Below are 23,806 nucleotides of genomic sequence, written 5' to 3'. Positions count from 1 at the left end.
TAACACTTATTATGCTTGATTGAGCTTAGGACAAAATGGGCTTGTTTTTAGATGAGGCCTCTGTGACCTTGCCAAGTATCTGTCTCAGTACTTTAGCATTTTCCCCGATAAAACCGGAATCAAGCAACACATCATGCGTTCCGATGACTTCGTATTCTTTGTATTGACCAAGTGTCGCCTGTTGCCATAACAATTTATCTAATGATGTATCTGGACCAATACTATCATCCTCTGCAATCAGAGCATGGATATTCGCATGAACTTCACCTGCGTTAATAAGCTCATCACGGTAGGCGGAGTAAACCAACATTTTGTCCATGACTCGCTCCCTGTCGGCTGGATCGGCGAGGAATGCTTTGTACTGGTCTCTAATGCTGTCCAGTACCATCTCGACAATCTCTTCAAGCTCCTCCGATGTCGATTCATCCTTGGACATCTTTCTCATAGCATCTACCATAATAAGATCGCCAACATGGTGACCTCGGCTTTCCATGGCTTTAGCTACCTCGAAGGCGAGATTTCCTCCAAGTGAGTATCCCAGGAATACATATGGGCCCTCTGCTTGAATATCCACGATAGCATCGATGTATCGATCCAGCATATCTTGACCCTGGAAACGATCGCCGATAAATTCCATCCCGTATACCTCGCAAAGCCCTTCCAGCTCCTTGGCCATCTCATAGTACCCCAGAGAGTGGCCTACCCGTGGAGGGAAGCAAAACACTTTGAGTGTTCCTTTCCCTGGGAAGCGGATAATTTCCATTTCCTCTTCATTAGCAGCAGTTGTTGCCTGCAACTTGGAGATTTCATGCGCCATTTCTTCCACAGTCGGCAGATTAAACACGACTTGGAGTGGGAGCTGGACGCCCATACCGGACGAAATCCTTTGGATCAAGCCCAATACTTTCAGGGAATGGCCCCCAAGTTCGAAGAAATGATCCCTGATCCCGATTTCCTGTACACCGAGCACCTCGGACCAAATCTGAGCGAGCTCTACTTCTGTCTGCGTACGCGGCGCGATATACTCCGCTGTGCTCCGCAGAAGTGTTTCCGGTGCCGGTAGCGCTTTGCGATCCAATTTGCCATTCGGATTCAGCGGCATTTGTGCCAACTGTACGAAAGCAGTCGGAATCATGTAGCTTGGCAGCTCGCTGGCCAGTGCTTCGCGTAGCACGCCCGCTGCAAGCCCCTCTTCGGCCACAAAGTATGCACAAAGTTGAGTACTTCCGGTGGAGTCAGCCAGTGCTAGAACAACCGCTTCCTGCACCGATGGCACCTTCAGAATTTGTGCTTCCACTTCTCCCAGCTCAATGCGGTAACCGCGGATTTTTACCTGGTGATCGATCCGCCCCAAATACTCAATATTCCCGTCTGGCAGCCATCGGGCCAAATCGCCCGTTCGGTAAATTCGTGCTCCCGGTTTGTACGGGTGAGGAATGAACTTCTCTGCCGTCAGGTTCGGCTGGTTGAAATACCCCCGCGCTACCCCTTCGCCCGCAATGCAGAGTTCTCCCGGTACCCCCACAGGTGATACCTGAGAAGCGCTGTCCATCATCCATACTTGGACGTTAGCGTACGGTTTGCCGATCGGCACATGCGTTAGAGCCGCAGTCTCAAGGCTCGTTGTATACCGAGTCGCATATACGGCTGCTTCCGTAGGACCGTAGATGTTTTCCAGTACTGCGTAAGGAGATACTTTATAATACTCTTCCACAAGTTTGGCAGGCAGCGTCTCGCCGCAGGCAAACAGGTATTTCAGAGTAAGGAATCCTTGGTTGCCGCTTTCTTTCAAGTATTGAACAAGCACACTGAGCATCGACGGCACCAAATTGAGATGCGTGATACGGTTCGTATCCACGGCCTCTAGCAGTGCCATCGGGTCTTTGTCCACGCCTTGTGGCAGGATCACGAGAGTCCCTTGTCCAAAGAACCAGCAGAACAGCTCCGGCACGGAGAAGTCAAAGGTGAATGTTGTTTTGAGCAGGAAACGGTCGCCTGCCAACATCGGATATTCAGCTTCCAACTGACTCAGCGTATGGACGGCAGCGCGATGCTCAATCATTACCCCTTTCGGCTTGCCGGTTGAACCTGACGTGTAAATGATATACGCCAGATGCTCCGGCCCCGCAATTGGCTCCAGTTTCGAGCTATCCGCATGATACGCCTGCGGATCATCAAGTGCCAGGATCGTGCCAGTGAACGGAAAACGATCTTTGAGATGGTTCTTCGTCAGCAGAAGCTTCGCTCCCGAATCCTCCAGCATGTGGCGAATACGATCTTCTGGGAACTCCGGATCAATCGGTACATAGGCCCCGCCAGCTTTTAGAATGGCATGAATACCAATGATCATCTCAAGCGAGCGCTCGACCATGATGCCGACTGGTTGGTCCGGTCTGACCCCTTGGGCACGCAGCGTACGTGCGAGACGGTTCGCCTGCTGATCGAGTTCTCCATAGGTAAGCTCCGTTTCACCGTAAATAAGTGCTGTACGATCCGGTGTGAGCGCTGCTTTTTCCTCAAATATACCGTGAAGGGTCTGCTCACGCGGATAAGGAGCTGCTGTATCGCCCCACACCTCTATAATCTGCGATTTCTCTTCTGGCGTGATCAACTCCAGCTCATCAATACGGATGGTAGGTTGAACAGCTACGCTTGTCAGAATTCTCGTCAAGTGTCCTTGAATGCGTTCCACGCTCTCCCGATCATAGACGCGGGCATTGTAACGGTACAAGAACTCCAGATTACGGCCCGGCAGCACAATGAGGTTAAAATCATAATTCGTCTGTTCAAACATCTGAACATCCGTAATTCTGTATTCAGCCTCTTCACTAGCAATTTTCTCTTCCAGATGCTCTTCTACCGGGTAATTTTCGAACACCATAATATGAGAAATCAAATCTTGCTTTTGTGCGCTCTGTGCTTGAATCTCATAGAGCGGATAGGAATCATAAGCATGTCCTGCCAAATATAATTCCTGCTGTCTTTTCATCACATGGGAGAACGAATCGCTTCCCTCGGCCTGAACCCGAACCGGAACTGTATTGATGAAGAGACCGATCATACTTTCGATACCCGGAATCTCGGCAGGTCTCCCCGATACTACACTTCCGAAGACGATATCCTGGCTTCTATTGTAGCGCTGCAACACGATTCCCCAGGCTGCTTGCATCAATGTATTCATCGTCACCTGATGCTGTTTGGCCACCTGTTCCAGGCGATCGGTCAATTCCGCATCCAACGTGAATACCAGCTTCTCCGACACATAGGCTTCTGCTTTTGCTGATGGCTGTGTGATGGCCTGTGGCAGCTTCGTCTGCTGCTCGTAGCCTTCCAGGTACCCTCTCCAGTAAGAGGATGCCTCTTCCTCGCCTTGCTTCTCCAACCATTGAATATACTGACTGTACGATACAGCTGCAGGAAGCTCTGGTTCCCTTTGCTCACGCAGAACCCCATACGTCTCAAACACTTCCTGGAGCACAAGCGGCATACACCAGCCATCCAAAATGATGTGATGAGAGCTCCACAGCAAATGGTAAGCCTCTTCTGCTGTACGTAGAATAGCAACACGCAGCAACGCTTCTTCAGCAAGATTAAAGCCTCTTGCTTTATCCTGAGCAGTATAAGCTGCAAGACGCGCTTGAATTTCATCGGCTTCCAGCTCGTGCAGATCCTCGTATACGAAGTCACACGCTCTTTCTTTGAACACAATCTGAATAGGGAAATCGCCCCATCCGGCATGGAAATTCGTTCTCAATATGGCATGCCGTTTCATCAGATATTTTAAGCTGCGTTTGAAATCCTCAGGATAGAATGCTCCCTGAATTTCAAATTTGGCCTGCTCAAAGTAGACTTCCGAATGAGGCTCCAGCAAGCTGTGGAACAACATTCCTTTTTGCATCGGCGTTAGTTTATACATATTTTCAATACTACCGATATGCCGTGTCTGCTCTTCTAACTCCTCGATTTTTTCCAAGCTGATATCTTTGAGGAGTACATCGCTTGGTGTAAGTTCTGTTCTTTCCTTACTTACGCAATGCCCAATGACTTCGCTGAGACGGTTCTTCAGAATGCCAACAAACTTAGTCACGGACTCCCCGTCGAGCTGATGACGGTTATAGCTGACCGAAAGTTGAAGCTGTCCTTCGGCAATCAGTCCATTAATATTCAATGCCTGATGCTGCACCATCTGCTCACTGACCTCAGGTCCTACGGAGTAAGGCGATACTTCCATCATCCCTCCTGCAAGATCCTGGTCGAACTGTCCCAAGTAGTTGAAGGTAATCTCCGGTTCAGCCGAGAAGGAGGAGACGTCGGAACCGTCGCTTAAATATTTCAAAATACCATATCCGACACCTTTGTTCGGGATACGACGCAAGCCTTCCTTGACGTGCTTGATTCTGGCGCCGATCTCCAATTCCCCTCCCATCTCAAGGGCGACAGGGTATTGACTTGTAAACCAGCCTATTGTGCGAGTAATATCCAGTTCCGGCACAACAGGCTCCCGTCCATGTCCCTCCAGAAGGATGCCTACACGTTCGATTCCCGTCCACTCGTGAACAGCCATACCCAGAGCCGTCAGGAGCAGATCGTTGACCTCCGTATTGTAAGTGCGGTTCGCTTCTTTCAGGAACTGCTCCGTCTCTTCTGGAGACCATCTCACCGTGACAGCCTCACTGTCTTTGATGAGAAGAGCGCCGTCTACCTTGTCTTTGGGAAGAGGAACAAAGCCATCTCCCTCTACTTCTGCCCAATAGCTGAGTTCTTGTTCAGCCGCTGGGCCGTTTGCAAATTGTGTGATTCCCTCAACCCATGCACGGTACGAATCCGTCTTCTGTGGAAGCTTGACCGCTTCTCCACGTGCTGCCTGCTCGTAGCCATCCTGCAGGTCCTCAAAGAGAATACGCCAGGATACGCCATCCACAGCCAGATGATGAATAACGATCAACAGATGCTCGCCTTCCGCACAGCGGAACAGCCCCAGTCTAAAGAGAGGTCCATCCTCCAGAGAGATGCTGCGCTGAATGGCTTCCGCACCCGCTTCTATTGCTGAAGCCGGGTCTGTCTCATCCCGCAGGTCGTGGATTTGAAGGCTATAGAGCTCACCCTCACCCATGCTCCGGTTCCAGGCCTCCAATCCCTGCTCTCCTTGGCGGAACACCAGTCGTAAAGCATCATGATGCTCTGCAATTTTCCGAACAACCTCGGCGAGCGCATCGGTATTGAAGCCATCACGTCGGTACAACATGACCGACTGATTAAAGTGATGCAGATCCATCGACTGTTCATCGAAGAATCTGTGCTGAGCAGGTCCCAGTCTTACCGATCCGTGTACCTCGCTTTGGTCCGCAATTCGGCTGACCACACTAACGCGCTGCGCCAGCTCTGCAATTGTCGGATAACCGAACAAATCCTTCATTTCAAGCTTGTAGCCTGCTTGGAGAAGCCTTGAAGATACTTGGATGGATTTGATCGAGTCACCTCCAAGCTCAAAGAAGTTATCATGGATGCCGACAAGCGGCACGCCGAGTACACCTTGCCAGATTGAAGCCAAAATGTTCTCCACATCCGTGCGCGGAGCGGTAAAGTCTGCTCCCGCCTTTATGCCCGAGTTCGGTTCAGGCAGTGCCTTGCGATCCAGCTTACCATTCGGTGTCAGAGGCATCACGTCCAGTTGGACAAAGTAAGACGGAATCATATATGCAGGCAGTCCGGCAGACAGTTCGTTTCTCAGCTCGCTGACAGACATTTCGCGATCAGCTACGAAGTAAGCACACAGCGATTTCTGCCCATGAGCATCTGCCCACGCAACAACGAGAGCTTCCTCGACAAGTGGAATGTCCAGCAGCTTGGCCTCAATCTCACCAAGCTCAATACGATAGCCCCGTATTTTAACTTGATGGTCAATGCGTCCAATGTACTCAATGTCTCCATTAGGAAGGCGACGAGCCAAATCCCCAGTGCGATACATATTTCCTTCCGAAGCAAACGGATTTCTAATGAATTTATCTGCGGTAAGCTCAGGACGGTTCAGATATCCACGGGCTACCCCGTCCCCGGCGATGTACATTTCGCCCTCCACACCCAACGGTACGAGACGAAGCTGTTCATCCAGGATATGAATGTATATATTGTCCGCCGGCAGTCCAATCGGTACAGATTCACGTGTATCCTTCGCAGGATCGTACAGGTGAATCATGCAGCCGACAACCGTTTCGGTTGGACCATATTCATTGTAGATTTTGATGCTGCCGCCAAAGAGATCTGTAATGGTTTTCGACAAATGCGTGGTCAAATTCTCTCCACCCACAATAAGCTGCTGAATGCGACTTTCCGCTGGAATGGCCATATCTTTAATCAGACTGAGATGCGTCGGCGTCAGCTTGAGAATGTCCACTGCATTTTCGCGCAAAATATGCTGTACAACCTCCGCTTTATCTATACCATCATAAATTCGTACTATTCCTCCGTTTATTAACGGAGTAAAGATTGATGTCATCGTCAAGTCAAACGAAATGGATGAATACAGCGGGAAGTCCGTTGGTTGCCCTGCACAATAGACCTTATTGGCCCACCAGATGTAGTTCACGATCCCTTTGTGGTTAATCATGGTTCCCTTCGGATTTCCGGTTGTACCCGAGGTATAGATTAAATACACCAGATCGTTTCCTCCAACAGGAATATTGGGATTACCCACCCCGGTTCCGTAAATGTGCGGGGAATCCAATTCCATAACCGTCCCCTCAAAAGAGGCCAACTCCGTCAGGTGGCTCTGTGTGAGCAGAATTTCTGCGCCAGAATCCTTCAGAATATACTGAATCCGCTCCTGCGGATATTCAGGATCAATAGGTACATAGGCTCCACCCGCTTTGAGCACACCCATGATGGCGACAAGCAGTTCTACAGACCGATCTGCCAACAGACCTACCACTTGTTCACTCCGTAGTCCTTGGTCTATCAAGGTGGAAGCTAGTCTGTTCGCCTGCTCGTTCAGCTCCCGATACGTGATCTGAGTGTCCCCATTTACAGCCGCAATCTTATCCGGCGTACGGACAACCTGTTCTTCAAACAAGGTATGCAGACCCTGATCACTTGGATAGGTATGGGCCTTGCCGCCCCAGTCAAGCAGGTTCATCCGTTCCTCGGATGTTACAATCTCCAGTTCCTGTATCGTCGCCTGCGGACGAGCAGCCACCTGATCGAGCATCTGCAACAAGTGTCCTCCGATACGTGCAATGCTTTCTTGCTCGTAAACCGAAGCATTGTAGCGGATGCAGACCTTGATGTCTTCGCCTGGAATCACAACCAGGTTAAAGTCATAGTTGGTTTGTTCAAACATGGTGAAGCTGGCGACTTCGAGATTGTCCTCCGTTTGATTACCCGATTGCTCCACCTGCTCGTCGAGCGGGTAATTTTCAAAGATCATAATATGAGAAATCAGGTCCTGCTTTTGGGTTGTTTTCCCCTGAATCTCATACAGTGGATAGGTGTCGTAGGCACGACCGGCCAATGACTGTGCCTGTGTACGTTTCATCACCTCGACAAAGGCTTCGTCTTTGGATGACTGTACACGGATAGGTACTGTATTAATGAACAGACCCACCATATTTTCGATCCCTGCAATCTCAGCAGGTCTACCCGACACAACGCCGCCGAAAACGACATCCGAGCTGGCATTATAACGTTGCAGAATCAGACCCCAAGCTGTCTGCATGAGTGTGTTGACGGTCACGTGATTGCGCTTCGCGACAACATCCATTTTACCTGTCAAGGATGCACCCAGATGGAGAACATGCTCATTCAGAACATAGCCCGCCTCTTTGGCTTGAGATTTCGTTTTACCTTCCGGCAATACAGTATTCCCGTCATAATCTTCGAGATATTGGCTCCAATACGTTGAAGCTTCTTGATCATCCTGTGCATCAAGCCACTCGATATAACGACTATAGGGCTGAGCTGGCGGCAGGACAGGCTGTATTTGCTGTTTCTTGGCAGAATAATAATCGAACAGCTCCTGTGTAATGATCGGGATACACCAGCCATCCATGACAATATGGTGGAAGCTCCACAATACAAGGCAGCTTTGATCCTTCTGCAAGACGGTCACTCGCATCAGCGGATCTTCTGACAAGCTGAACCCCTTAACCATATCTTCAGCAATATAAGCCTTGATTCGGGCTTCTTGTTCCTGCATAGATGCGTCGCGCAAATCTACGTAGTGCAGAGGGATTAACCGTTGCTTAAAGACAACTTGCAACGGTACATCAGCAATGTTGTTGTAAAAGCCGGTACGTAGTATGGCATGTCGTTGCACCAAAGCCTGGAAGCTCTCGAAGAAGATATCTACATCGAAGCTACCACGCAACTCAAATGTTGCCTGTTCGAAGTATGAAGAGGAGTCCGGCTCCAGCAGGCTGTGAAACAGCATTCCCTTCTGCATTGGCGTCAGCTTATACACATCCTCAATCTCTCCGATGTGAGCCGTCTGCGCCGTGAGTCGATCAAGCTGCTCCAATGTTAATCCTTGGAACAGAACATCACTTGGTGTAAGCTGTGAATGCTCCTGAGCCACACAATGCCGGATGACCTCACTAAGGCTTGACTGTAATAATTCAGCAAAATGACTCACCGTCTCGTTACGATACTGCCTGCTGCTGTACGTAATCGTCAGTGATAGCTGTCCTTCAGCAATCATGCCATTCACATCCAGAGCATATTGCTGTGGTGTGAGATCGCTGAGCGCCTTACCCACTGAATGCGTGGATAGGCTAAGGGCATTACCCTCCAAATCCTGATCAAACTGCCCAAGATAATTGAAGGAAATCTCCGGCTCTACGCTGAATCCGACACTTTTTTCCGGTGCCATATACTTCAGAAGACCGTAGCCGATTCCTTTGTGCGGAACCTCTCGCAAATTCTCCTTGATGCGCTTGATTCGCGCAGATACTTCCTGTCTGCCTTGCAGATTCAGCAGAACCGGATACTGGGTTGTGAACCAACCCACGGTACGGGTAATATCCAGGTCTGGTACGATCATTTCCCGTCCATGCCCTTCAAGATTGACCAAAATCTGCTCCATGCCTGTCCAGCGCTGAATGGCTGCCCCCAGAGCAGTCAAGAGCAAGTCATTCGTCTCCGTATGATACGCCCGGTTCGCTTGTCGCAACAGCAGGTCTGTTTCCTGCGCAGACCACGTTACCGTAACCGATTCAGTATCCCGAATGGTGCCCGGCTTCTGATCCTCATCCTTCGGCAGTGGGGCCAAAATCGCCTCCTCGATCAGCTGCCAGTATGCACGCTCCTTGTCCAGAGCAGGCCCTGCTGCATACTTCGTCGCTTGCTCAGACCATACAAGATACGAATCGGTCTTTTGTGGAAGGATGATTGCTTGTCCATTCAATGCCTGCTCGTACCCCGCTGCAATGTCCTCAAACAGGATGCGCCAGGATACGCCGTCAACCAAGAGGTGGTGAATGACAATCAACAAATGATCGCCATCTTCACAATGGAACAGGCCTAGCTTGAACAGTGGGCCACCTTCTAAGTCAAAGCTTGCCTGAATGGCATCGGCTTGGACCTGAACCGTAGCTGTCTGGTCTTTCGCCTGCCGCACATCGGCAATGTCCAATGTGTAGAGCTCGCCTTCGTCCGTTCCCCGATTCCAAGCTGCATACCCAGCTTCTGTAGGCCGGAAAACCATGCGCAGCGCGTCATGATGGATCGCAATTTGGTCCATTGTCAACCGGAGTGCAGCCTCATCAAAGCCGTCTTTCCGATAGAGCATGACGGCATGATTATAATGGTGCGGCTCCGCTGTATGGCGTTCAAAGAACCAACGCTGAATTGGCATTAACTCTGCTGCACCTTTAATTTCGCCCTGTTCCGCTGTACGTCCGGCTGCCTGAAGATACGGGCTTAGCTCGGCAATTGTCGGATATTTGAAGAGATCCTTCATCTCTAATTTATATCCAGCTTGGAACAATCTCGAGGACACCTGAATCGCCTTGATGGAGTCACCACCCAGATCGAAGAAATGATCATGGATGCCGACCTGCTGCGCTCCCAGTACACCTTGCCATACGGAAACTAAAGCTTCCTCAGCCTTCGTCCTTGGCGGTTCATAAACCGCTCCAGTCTGCACATTGGTCTCCGGAGCCGGAAGCGCTTTGCGATCCAGCTTGCCATTTGGCGTCAAAGGCATCTGTTCCAATTGCATAAAGTAAGATGGAATCATATAAGTCGGCAGTTCGGCAGCCAAGGCTTTTCTCAACTCGCCTACCGTCAGCATCTGATCGGCAGTGAAATAGCCGACAAGCACTTTTTGTCCACTTCCATCCTCCCGGGCGAGCACAACGGCCTCCCTTACAGACGGAGCATGAAGCAGCTTCGCTTCCACTTCGCCCAGCTCGATACGGTAACCACGGATTTTAACCTGATGGTCAATCCGTCCCAAATACTCCATGCTGCCATCCGGCAACCAGCGTGCCAAGTCACCCGAGCGGTACATGCGCTCGCCCGCTTCAAACGGATGAGCGACAAACTTCTCTTCCGTCAATTCCGGTCGGTTCAGATAACCTCGCGCCAGACCTACGCCCGCCACATAGAGTTCACCTGGAATGCCAATCGGCTGTGGACGGCGTTGTTCATCCAAAATGTACGCTCGCAGCGTCGGAATCGTGGTGCCGATATTGCTGCGGCCCTGTTCAATTTCCAACTCTGTAATTTCCTTATAGGTTACATGCACGGTCGTTTCGGTAATGCCGTACATGTTAATGAGCTGCACTTGCGGATACTTCGTTCTCCAGTCCTTGAGCAGGGCCGGGGCTAATGCCTCTCCACCGAAGATAATCATACGGAGGCTCAGTTCTGCCGCTTGATGACCGAGCTCTTCCTGTAGCAACTGGTAGAAGTACGTCGGTGTCTGGTTCAAAACGGTGACCTTCTGATCCTTAAGCAATTGCAAGAAACGATCTGGACTCTTCGCGGTAAGCGATGGAACGATGACCAACCGTCCTCCGTTCAGCAATGCTCCGTACATTTCCCATACAGAGAAGTCAAAACAGAATGAATGGAACAGTGTCCACGTATCCTGAGGGCCAAAATCAAACATATTTTTATCATTAAAGAGCAAGCGAACTACATTTTTATGTTCAATCAGTGTTCCCTTTGGCTTGCCTGTCGTACCCGATGTGTAGATGACGTAGGCAAGATGCTCCGGTCCGGCTGCAGGCTGCAGGTTTGAGACATCCTCCTTGTAGGAAGCCGTTTTGTCCAGACTTACGATATCCCCGGCGAAGGAGACACGTTGCTCCAGATGTGCTTGTGTCAGCAGTAGCTTGGCTCCCGAATCCTCAAGCATAAAGCGAATGCGGTCCTCTGGATATTCAGGGTCTACAGGGACATAGGCCCCGCCTGCCTTCAAGATGGCTAAAATCCCGACCACCATTTCAAGAGAACGATCCGCCATGATTCCAGCCAAACCGTCTGGTTGCAAACCACGTTCCCTCAGCGTTCGGGCAAGTCCATTGGCCCGCTCGTTCAGCTCGCTGTAGGACAGGGTTGCATCTTCACATACGACTGCCACTGCATTCGGAGTACGTGCAGCCTGTTCCTCGAACAGCGCATGGATCGTCTTGTCACGAGGATAATCTGCCTTGGCTTCGTCCGGCGCTTTCATCAACCTTGATTTTTCCTGAGGTGTCACGATATCAAGGGATGACAACGGCAGTGCCGGATTGGCGATGGCTTCCCGAATAAGCTGTACAAAGTGGCCTGCCATCCGCTCAGCAGTCTCTTGCTTGTAGATCGCAGTCGCGTACTCAAGCGTGCAGTTCAATGCCCCGTCTGCTTCACTCACGGTCAGCGTGAGATCGAACTTGGCAGCCGGATGTACATTATCATAAGGAGTGAAGCGCAATCCTTCTATTTCTTGTTCTCCCTGCTCGATATTTTGCAGGACAAACATGGTATCAAATAGTGGGTTACGGCTCAAATCACGCTGAAGCTCCAGCTTTTCTACCAGCTCCTCGAACGGGTAATCCTGGTTTTCATAGGCCCGCAGCGCTGTTTCCTTCACTTCCTGCAGATAAGCCTCGAAAGGCTTTTCTCCTTCTGGATAAGTACGAAGTGCCACTGTGCCGACGAACATACCGATGAGGCCTTCGAGTGTCGCATGAGATCTCCCCGCCACAGGTGAACCGACAATGACATCTTCCTGACCTGTGTACTTGTGCAAGAGCGCTGTATAGGCTGCCAGCAGTACCATGAACAGAGTGGAACCCGTTCGGGTAGCCAGCTCCTGAAGTGAAGCACTCAGAGAAGAATCAATTTGGAAGTCGATTCGATCGCCCGCAAAGCTTCGCACCGCAGGACGAACTTCATCTCCTGGCAAATCCAGCACTGGCAAGCTTCCGCGAAAAGCATCCAGCCAGTAAGCTTCCTGGGCCTTAAGACGCTCGCTCCCGAGCTGCTCTTGCTGCCATACAGCATAGTCTGTGTACTGGATCTGTAGCTCAGGAAATACGTCCTCCTCTTGGTAGAAGCGGAGAAACTCTTCTATGAGAATATTCATAGAAACCCCATCTGAGACAATATGATGCATGTCAAACAATAGTAAATGGCGCTCATGTGCAATTCGAATAAGGCCGACCCGCAGCAATGGAGCTACACCTAAATCAAAAGGACGGACAAACTGCTGAAGGGTAGCTCCTGCCTCTTCCTCGCTCAACTCCGCATATTCCACAGCAAACGGAACATCCGTCAGGAGCTGCTGTACAGGTTCACCGTTCACAGTCACAAAACGAGTGCGCAGCGAACCATGGCGGTGAATCAGACGACGGAATGCCTGCTCTAGCCGTTCCCGATCCAAAGCTCCCTCAACGGTAAGGATACCCGGCATATTGTAGCTCAGCTCTCCACCTTCCAGCTGACTTAGAATAAACAGTCGTTTTTGGGCCGAGGACAATGGATAATGCTCTCTCGCTCCCGCTGTAGGAATTTCTTCGAAATTCAGCGGTGTATAGCCCTCAATGGCACGAGCCAATCCTTCAATAGTAGGAGACTCGAACACTGATCTCAGACTAATCTCGCGATTCATTTCCTTGCGAATTCGTGAGACTAGCAGGGCTGCACGCAGTGAATGGCCTCCAAAATGGAAGAAATTATCCTTCACTCCCGCGCTCTCTACACCCAGCACCTCTTGCCATATTTCCGCTAATTGGATTTCCACAGGTGTCCTTGGAGCCTCAGACGAAGCCGCTGCCCATCCACGCTCGCCCTGCAGCGCTTTTCGATCGATTTTTCCGTTCGACGTCAGAGGCATGTCCTCCAGTTGTATGAAGCGGGAAGGAATCATATATCCAGGTAACATCTCCGACAGGACGGCACGAAGCTCGGATACCTCAAGTTTCTGAGCAGCTACGAAATAAGCGACTAGATCTTTGTAGCCGTCATCACCCTCTACAGCCATGGCTACGACTTCCTGAACGGACGGCACTCTGAGCATTTGTGCTTCTACCTCGCCTAGCTCGATACGGTAGCCGCGGATTTTGACTTGGTGATCTATTCGACCTAAGTACTCGATGGTTCCATTCGGTAACCAGCGAACCAGGTCACCCGTCCGATACATACGTTCTCCTGGAGCAAACGGATTGTCCACGAACTTCTCATCCATTAACTCAGGCCGATTATGATACCCCCGTGCTAACCCGATACTCGAAATGCATAGCTCTCCAGCTACACCTACAGGTTGCAATCTAAAATGGTCATCCAAGATGTACACACTATGGTTAGCAATAGGTCGTCCAATAGATACAATATTCGTTGCTTCCTCACTGTCCGGGACAGACCAGATTGTGGTGCATACGGAGTCCTCTGTTGGGCCATAGCCATTAGAGTAACGTACATGCTTCCTCCACTCTTCGATCAACTCGATCGATGCGGCCGATCCTGCGGTTAGCAGGCACCGCAGTGTTGGCAAACGCTCTGGATCAAGGTGGATAGCGTAGGCGGGCGGCAAAGTCGCTACCGTAATCCCCTTATCGTTCATGAACTGCTCGAACAGGGCATGATCTAAAATATCTTGTGTAGAAGGGATGCACAGAACAGCCCCGTGGCTCAGCGCCGTTAAAATTTCCGAAACCGATGCATCAAACGACAGGCTTGCAAACTGAACTATCCGATCCTGCGGTGTAACTTCGAAGTGTGTCCCGTATACGTCCGAAAGATTGGGTAGTCCCCGATGCTCGACTAATACGCCCTTAGGCTGACCCGTCGTACCTGAAGTGTAGATCACGTAAGCCAGATCATCCGGGCCGGCAGTAGCCTCCAAATTCGAGGTGTCGGCATCATAGGTCGATGATTCATCCAGCAGCAAAACATTTTCCGTCCATCCGAGATGCTCCAAGAGATGGGCCTGTGTAAGGATCAGCTTCGCCCCGGAATCTTCAAGCATGTAACTGATTCGTTCTTTCGGATACTCTGGATCGATTGGAACATAGGCACCCCCGGCTTTCATAACGCCGTAGATCCCAACGATCATTTCGAGCGACCGTTCAGCAATCAGTCCCACCAGATCTCCCGTCTTGATTCCCTGGGTACGGAGCCTTCTCGCCAGTCCATTGGCTTTTGCATTGAGCTCGGCATAGGTCAGACTCTCGTCCTCGAACCAAATGGCAGTCGCATCCGGTGTTCGTACCGCCTGTTCTTCCAACAGCCCGTGGAACGTGTTACAGTGCTCGTAAATGCCTTTTGTATTTCCCCATACGTTCAGAATCTGTCCTCTCTCCTGCGGCGTGACTAATTCTAGTGCATCCACGGAAATGGCAGGGTTCTCTACAATTTGTTCCATGAGGTGAACCAGATGGCCCTTGATTTGCCCAATTGTTACTTGGTCATAAACAAGTGCATTGTACTGGAACAGCAATCTCATCTCTTCGCCAGGGAGGACAATTAAATTAAAATCATAATTCGTTTGCTCAAGAAGCTCCGCTTCCTCAATCTCAAAGGCAGCCTCGCCACCACCCAGACGCTCTACCTCCTCCTCCACAGGATAGTTCTCAAACACCATAATATGTGAGATTAAATCCTGCTTCTGATCCGTCTGAGCCTGAATCTCAAACAACGGATAGGTGTCATACATATGAGAAGCCATATATTGTTCCTGCTGCTGCTTCATCAGAACTGTGAAGGGGAGATTCTCCTCTGTCTTCACACGAACGGGAATCGTATTGATGAACAAACCGATCATCCGATCAATGCCCGGAATTTCTGCTGGTCTGCCTGATACTACACTTCCGTACACGACATCTCGGCTACCGTTATAGCGTTGAAGCGCAATGCCCCAGAGGGACTGCAGCAATATATTCATCGTGACATGAGCATCCCTGGCCACCTTTTCAAGGCGCTCAGTTAATTCCTTGCTGAGAGGATAATTCAGCTTTTCTGCTACATAGCCTTCTCCCTTACTTGCTCCACCGACTTGAGGTAAAAGCGTCTGCTGTTCGTAACCGGCCAGATATCGGCTCCAATAGTTGGACGCAGCTGCTTCATCCTGCTGTTCGAGCCATTCGATATATCGACTGTACGGATGAACCTCTGCCAGCTGCGGCTCTCTTCCTTCCAGGAGGGCAAAATAGTGTTCAAATACCTCCTGCGTAATTAACGGAACACACCACCCATCCATGACGATGTGGTGAAAGCTCCATAAGAGACGGAAGCTCTCTTCATCTGTTTGTAAAATGGATACACGGAGAAGCTCGTCTTCAGCTAGGTTGAAGCCCAGTGCTTTGTCCTTAGCACCAAATGTCTTCAGGTAAGCTTCGCGCTGCGATGCATTCATCTCCCGCAGGTCTTCGTACACCAATTTAGCGCCTCTGTGCCGAAATACAACCTGCAAAGGCTCACTGCCCCATCCGCTGTAAAAGTTCGTGCGCAGGATAGCATGACGCTCCACCACTGCATCCAGACTGTGTCCGAAGGCGGTCGGATCAAAGCTACCCTTAAAGTCAAAGGCAGCCTGCTCAAAATAAGCACCTGTATGCGGCTCAAACATATCATGGAACAGCATGCCCTTCTGCATCGGCGTCAGACTATATACATTCTCAATATCGCCTATCTGGCTGGTCTGCTTAGAAAGCTCCTCCAGATCGGCAATGCTTAGACCCTTCGCAAGCACGTCGCTTGGTGTCAATATGGTTTTTTCTTGGTTTACGCAATGCTGGAGAAGCTCCCGCAGGCTTTCTTCAATATATCCAGCGAGCTGTTCCATCGTAGATGACTTATACTGTTTTCCGTTATAAGTAATCGTCAGAGTCAAGGCTCCGTCCGTCACCATGCCATTGATGTCTAGCGTATAGGCCGGTTCCTCCAACAAGCTTTGGGCGCTTCCGGTCGGATAAGGAGAAATCTGCAACGAGCTTCCTTGCAAATCCTGATCAAATTGTCCCAGATAGTTAAAAGAAATCTCAGGCTGCAAGCTGAAGCTGCCTTCGTCCAACTGACTTGCCATCGTTTTGAGCAACCCGTAGCCAATACCTTTGTTCGGAATTCGACGCAGCCCTTCTTTCACAGACTTGATCAAGGAGGCCACTTCCGGGTCATCCCCCAAGTCTAAAATCACCGGAAATTGACTTGTAAACCAGCCTACGGTACGGGTGATGTCGATATTCGGTATAATCGGCTCACGACCGTGTCCTTCCAGATTCACAGCAACCTTTCCGATGCCAGACCATTTGGATACCGCCATGCCCAGAGCAGTCAATAGCAGATCATTCGTCTCTGTTTGATAAGCACGATGGGCTTTTCTCAACAATTGGTCGGTTTCTTCTAGAGTCCATTGTGCTGTTACTACTTTGCTATCTTGTAAAAGAAGGCTTTCCACAGTCTCATCCTTCGGCAACTGTTCGAGTGGCTGATCCTCCAGCTCTCTCCAATACGCCCGATGAGTCTCCATTTCAGGACCTTCCGAATAACGAGCAAGGGCGTCTCCCCAGTCACGGAAGGAATCCGTCTTCTGCGGGAATGTCAGCGCTTGTCCTTGAATCACCTGCTCATAGCCTGCTGCAATATCCTCGAACAAAATCCGCCAGGATACTCCGTCCACCACCAAATGGTGGATCACGATCAGAAGGTGGTCTCCATCCTGACAATGGAAAAGTCCTAACTTCAGCAGCGGACCTTCTGCCAGATTGATACTGCGCTGAATGTTATCCGACAGCGATGTAATGGCTGCAGCCGGATCGGATTCATTCCGTAAATCAGCGGTGAACAGGCTATAAAGCTCTCCTTCTTCAAGATCACGATTCCAAGCTTCGTATCCATGCTCTGTCTGACGGAAAACCATGCGAAGGGCGTCATGATGCTCAGCGAGTTTTCTTAGCACCTGATGCAAGGCCTTTTCCTCAAACCCTTGTTCACGATACAGCATAACCGCTTGATTGAAGTGATGAGGCTCTGCCTGCTTCCGTCCAAAGAACCACTGTTGAACTGGAGTCAAGCGAGTCGCTCCACGCACAACTCCCTGTTCAGCCATATGCACAGCCGTTTGTATTTCCGCGCCTAGCTCGGCAATGGTTGGCGATTTGAACAGCTGCTTCATCTCTAACCGATAGCCGGCCTGCAGTAACCGTGACGACACCTGAATGGCCTTGATGGAGTCTCCGCCCAATTCAAAGAAATTGTCATGGATACCCACCTGTTCGGCACCCAGTACCCCTTGCCAGACAGATGCCAAAGCTTCTTCAGCCGGTGTACGAGGAGCTGTATACTTTCGTCCTGTATGCGCGCCTACTTGAGGAGCCGGCAGAGACCTGCGGTCCACTTTTCCGTTTGACGTTAATGGCATACGGTCCATCTGGATAAAGTAGGATGGAATCATATAGCCCGGAAGTACCTGCGATAGGGAAAGACGTACTTCGCCTGCCGTGAGCGTACGATCCGCCACATAATAAGCGCAAAGCTGCTTCTCTCCAAGCTCATCCGCGCGAACGACCACTACGGCGTCGATTACTGACTCCACCTTGGCCAGTTGGGCCTCGATTTCAGGGAGTTCGATGCGGTAACCACGTATTTTGACCTGCTCATCAATTCTTCCTTTAAACTCCAAATTACCATCTGGAAGCCAGCGTACCAAATCCCCAGTTCGGTAGCAGGGTTCTCCGTCCTTCACAGGACTAGGAACAAATTTCTCTGCTGTGAGATCAGGACGATTGAGATATCCGCGCGCTACACCTTCACCGCCGACAATGAGTTCACCCCAAGCACCAATAGGCTGTAACTGCAGCGATCCATTGACCACATAAGCGGTCGAATTACTAATTGGGCGACCAATTGGCACGACCCCTTCGGCACGACCCGGAATCTTGTAGGTAGTGGAGAAGGTCGTATTCTCTGTCGGACCATAGCCATTGATAGGGACAAGATCAGGATTAGCCTCGATTACACGGTTCATATGAGATAGGGATAGTACGTCACCGCCGACTAACAATGTTTTTAGCCCTCTGAACAGGTACTCATCCTGCAGGGAAAGCTGATTGAAAAGCGGCGAAGTAAGCCACAATGTCGTAATCCCATACTTGGTAATAGCTGCTTTGAGCCTATCAGCAATCAGAATGTCGTCATTCTCTACGAAATAGAGTTGCCCACCGTTAAGCAACGCTCCCCATATTTCGAATGTAGAAGCATCAAAGGCCACGGCTCCTGTTTGCAAAATTCGTGTGGATTCATTCAGCTCCACATAGTTGGTCTCTTTGACCAGACGGACCACGTTCCGGTGTTCAACCATAACTCCCTTCGGTCTACCCGTCGTACCCGATGTATAGATGACATAAGCAAGCCCCTGCGATCCCTGAGCCGTCTCCGGCTGGGCAGGTTCAGCTGCATAGGCCCCTTCACTACTAAGATCGACAATCGGTATACCGTAGTCTACACTTATAAGCTCGCCCTTTTGCACCAATAATAGCTTGGCGTCGGAATCATCAAGCATATAACGAACCCGATCTTCCGGGTAATCAGGATCAATCGGCACATAGGCTCCACCTGCCTGAAGCACCGCGAGCATACCAATGACCATCTCGATGCTTCGTCCGCCCATTACGGCCACAGGCTGCTCCCTCAACGTTCCCAAACGACGCAGTGTTTGGGCCAGTCGGCTCGCCTTGGCTTGCAATTCAAGGTACGTTAGCTGGACATCGCCGAATACAAGCGCCGTCTGCTCTGGTGTACGCTTGACTTGTTCTGCGAACAGCTCATGAATGGTCTTGTCCCTTGGATAAGGAGTCGATGTCGCGTTAAATACTTCAACGATCTGTACTTTCTCCTCCGGTGTGATCATTTCTATCTCGGCCAATTGCAACTGAGGATTGGCCACGACTGCGTGCAGAACCCGGAGCAAGTGCGTTGCAAGTCGCTCTACACTTTCACGCCGATATAAAGCCGTACTATACTCGAGGCCAAAGGCTAATTTTGACCCCTTCTCCTCTACATTGAGGGAGAGGTCGAATTTGGCTGTGACGGTGTCCATCAAGTAAGGGGTAAAGTGCACTCCGTCCATTTCCTGCTCTTCCTGCTCGGTATTTTGTAATACCAATAGGGTGTCAAAGAGCGGATTGCGGCTGACATCACGTCCTACGCCCAGCTTTTCGACCAATTTTTCAAAAGGGTAATCCTGATGCTCAAACGCCTTGAGCGCCGTTTCCTTGATTTCCAGAAGATAATCCTGAAAGGTTTTATCTCCTGCCGGGTAGCTGCGCAAGGCCAGTGTGTTGACAAACATCCCGATGATGCCCTCAAGCTCAGCCTGCGGTCTTCCGGCTACTGGAGAACCTACGACGATATCCTCCTGTCCTGTATATTTGTGCAGTAGTACCGAATAAGCGGCCAGCAATACCATATACAGTGTAGTACCTGTACGGGATGCAAGCTCTTGTATCGCCTTATTTCCAGACTCATCCAATGTAAAATCAATTCGGCTACCCTCGAAGCTCCGAACTGAAGGTCGTTGGAAGTCTGTAGGCAAATCCAATACCGGCAACTCTCCCTCAAAGGATTGCAGCCAATATTCCTCAAGATCTTGCCATTGGTTCTCTGACTGTTCCCGTTGCCATACGGCATAATCCTTGTACTGGATGTGCAGCTCTGGTAGCTGTTCTCCTTGATACAAATGAGTAAGTTCCTCTATCAATATTTGAATAGAAACCCCATCTGAAATGATGTGATGCATATCAAACAGCAACAGATGACGCTCCTCCTGGAGCTTCACCAAGCTAACACGCAGTAATGGAGCCTGGCTCAGATCAAAGGCACGAATAAAGTTGTGAATGAGCGTATCCGTCTCCTCCACCAAAGCCTCTGTGTAGTTCAACGCAAACGGCACATTCCTATGCACACGCTGAACAAGCTCTCCATCCTGCATATAAAAGCCGGTTCTCAGGGATTCATGACGCTGGATCAGTGCCTGGAACGCAGACTCCAGCCGCGTGCGATCCAACGGTCCATCCACTGTGAAGGCCCCTGGCATATTGTAGCTGAGCTCTCCCCCATCCATCTGTCTCAGCACGTATAACCGCTTTTGCGCTGAGGACACTGGGTAAGCTTCGCTTTCCGTTGCCTGTGGGATGGATTCGTACATGGTCGGAATGTGTTTTTTCACAAGTTGCGCCAAGGATTCGACCGTAGGTGACTGAAACACCTCACGCAGCGAAATGCTACATCCCAATTCTTTGTGAATCCGTGAAACGAGCACTGTTGCCCGCAAAGAGTGACCACCAATTTCAAAGAAATTATCTCTGACACCGACACGAGCAACGCCCAAGATATCTTGCCAGATGAGTACCATCTGAGCTTCCACAGCAGTTCTCGGAGCCAAATAAGCCTCGCCGGATTGTACGCTGCTTTCAGGAGCCGGCAACGCACGGCGATCCAGTTTGCCATTTGGTGTAAGCGGCATTTGCTCCAGCCGGACAAAATAAGAAGGAATCATGTAAGCGGGGAGTTCCGCCGCCAGCTGAGACCGCAATTCCCCCGGCGAAAGATCACTGGAGGCTACATAGTAGGCGCACAGCAATTTTTGGCCCTGTTCGTCTTCCCGTGCGAGGACAATCGTTTCTCGTACGCTTGGAGCCTTGAGAATTTGGGCTTCTACCTCGCCAAGCTCAATTCGGTAGCCGCGAATTTTGACCTGATGGTCGATCCGCCCCAAATATTCAATATTGCCATCAGGCAACCAACGAGCAAGATCCCCAGTTCGGTACAGCCGCTCTCCCACCCGATACGGATGCTCAACGAATTTCTCAGACGTCAAATCCGGCCGATTCAAATACCCACGGGCAAGACCGTCTCCCGCAATGTATAGCTCTCCTGGAACCCCAACAGGCTGCAGGCGTCTTTGCTCATCGAGAATGTAAGCGCTAAGTGTGGGGATCGTTCTGCCAATATTGCTTTTCCCCGCTTCAATCTCATGTTCCGTGATTTCCTTATAGGTGACATGAACTGTTGTTTCCGTAATTCCGTACATATTAATCAGCTGCACATCAGGATACTTGACCCGCCAGTTCCTCAGAAGAGATGGACTTAAAGCCTCTCCACCAAAAATGATTTTTCTAAGGCCAAGCTCTGTCGAAGAGTGCATTAACTCTTCCTGTAGCACCTGATAAAAATACGTCGGCGTCTGATTTAAGATGGTGACTTGGTTGTCTTTCAACAACTCCAGGAAAGCTGCTGGGCTCTTGGCTGTGAGAGATGGAACAATCACCAATTTCCCTCCGTAAAGAAGCGCTCCGTACATCTCCCAAACGGAGAAATCGAAGCAGAACGAATGGAACAGCGTCCACGTATCCTGAGAGTTGAAGTCAAATAAATTTTTATCGTTAAAGAGCAGTCGAACTACATTTTTGTGTTCAATCAGCGTGCCCTTCGGCTTGCCAGTCGTACCCGACGTGTAGATAACATAGGCCAGATGGCTTGGTCCCGAAATACTCTCCAGATTGGAAGCATCTCCTGTATACGTTGCAGCTTCGTCCAGACTCACAAGCTTTCCGTCAAAAGTGGTGCTCTCCCATAGATGACTTTGGGTGAGCAACAGACGGACCCCTGAATCCTCCAGCATATAATGGATACGTTCTTCGGGATAATCGGGGTCAATTGGTACATAGGCACCACCTGCTTTCAAAATGGCCAACATCCCGATGACCATCTCCAAGGAACGGTCAGCCATAATCCCTACGAGCGTATCTGCTCCTACTCCCTCGGAGCGCAAATATCTCGCAAGCTGGTTAGCCTGCTCGTTTAGAGCTTGGTATGTAATGCTCTGCTCGTCCATCTGAACGGCTACGTGATCTGGCGTGCGCTCGGCTTGTTCCTCGAATAAGCCATGAATGGTCTTCTCACGTGGATAATCGACTGCGGCGCCTTCCGAAAGAGCCAAAATGGACTGCTCTTCTGGTTCACCTAATAAGCTTACCTCTGCGATAGAAAGCTGAGGTGAATGAATGATCTGCTCGGCGATCGTAAGCAACTGGGAAACCATGTCCTTAACTTCACTGCGTTCAAACAGCTCTGTCCGATAATCGACATCCAGTACCAGTTCGCCTTCATCCAGGATCTCCACGATATGAAGCACGAAATCGTTCACTTCGTCCCCGCAGAAATCATAATCTGTCAAAATACGCACATCATCCAAATCAACCCAATTGATAAGACGATATTCCATTGAAACGCCAAAAAGCCGCTGAATATCCTTGTTCCCATGCATTTCTCTAAGATCCTGAATTAACTGATTGTATGGATATTTCTGATGCCGCAGGACTGACATCTGATCTCTGGCTACATCCTGCAGGAAGCTCAACACATCTATATCCTTTTTGACGTATGTTCTGGCAGCAGCGGTGCTGACGAACATACCTATCTTTTGCTTCTCTTTTTTGTTCCCCCGGTTAGCGAACGAAGTGCCAATCACCACATCCGGCTGATTCGTCATTTTGTGTATGTAGATATACATCGCACCCATGAAGAACTGGAACAAAGAAATCCTATTCTGTTGGCAAAATGCTTGCAGCTCGTGATATAGCACTTCTGGTACGGTAAAATGCTCCCGAACGGCGTGGGTGCTTAAAGATAACGGATTATATGACTTCCAACCCGTAAGCTCAGGCAAATCGGAAAATTTATCCAGCCAGTATGCCTTATCCTTTTGGTATCTGTCAGAAAGTTCGTATGCATTCTCATCTGCAATATATTGAATATACGAGCAATCGTCGCCCAGCTCCGGTTCATTTCCTTGAATTAACTCCATGTAAAATGCTGTCAGCTGATTGCCATAGACCACCATTGAGATCCCGTCAGAAATAATATGGTGCATCTTGATATTAATCCAATACTCTTCCTCGCTAATCTTCACAATTAAAAACTGGAAGAGCTCAGAATCCAGCAGGGGCAAGGGTTTTCTTTTGTGTTGCTCAAGTAAGGCTTCCACCTCAGATACACTTTCATAGTGACTAAGATCCAGGCACTCCAACTGTCTCTCTTCATAAGGAACGACGTACTGCTGAGGCACTCCATCCACTGAGGTAATACGGATGCGGAATGCATCATACTGTTTGATAATCAAATTAATGGACTGCATAAAGGCAGCAATATTGATATGCCCCTTCATCTTAGCTGTACCGGAAAGCTGTGACACTGACGTATCTGGGTAGAGTAATTCGGTATACCATATACGCTTCTGCGCATTTGTTAAATCATATAACTGCATGTCATTCATCTCATTCACTCCTATTCCATGATGTGAATATCCTCCCGCTGCACCTGGCAGTCA

General features: G+C 49.9%; 1 protein-coding gene. It reads right to left on the bottom strand.

What is annotated here, in order from left to right; genetic code table 11:
- Positions 1-25 precede the first annotated feature (25 nt).
- Positions 26-23,752, bottom strand: a complete 23,727-nt coding sequence (locus T3H97_RS00415; protein ID WP_328801395.1) for a non-ribosomal peptide synthase/polyketide synthase — start codon at positions 23,750-23,752, stop codon at positions 26-28.
- Positions 23,753-23,806: the final 54 nt, after the last annotated feature.

The sequence above is a fragment of the Paenibacillus sp. LX16 genome (genome assembly GCF_036252815.1).
In the GTDB taxonomy this organism is placed as follows: domain Bacteria; phylum Bacillota; class Bacilli; order Paenibacillales; family Paenibacillaceae; genus Paenibacillus; species Paenibacillus polymyxa_B.
The sequence above is the reverse complement of the archived record's forward strand: the minus strand, read 5'-3'. Positions and strand labels throughout refer to the sequence as shown.

Coding starts and splice junctions, on each gene's coding strand:
- T3H97_RS00415 (WP_328801395.1), bottom strand. CDS start 23,752: ATGAATGACATGCAGTTATATGATTTAACAAATGCGCAGAAGCGTATA.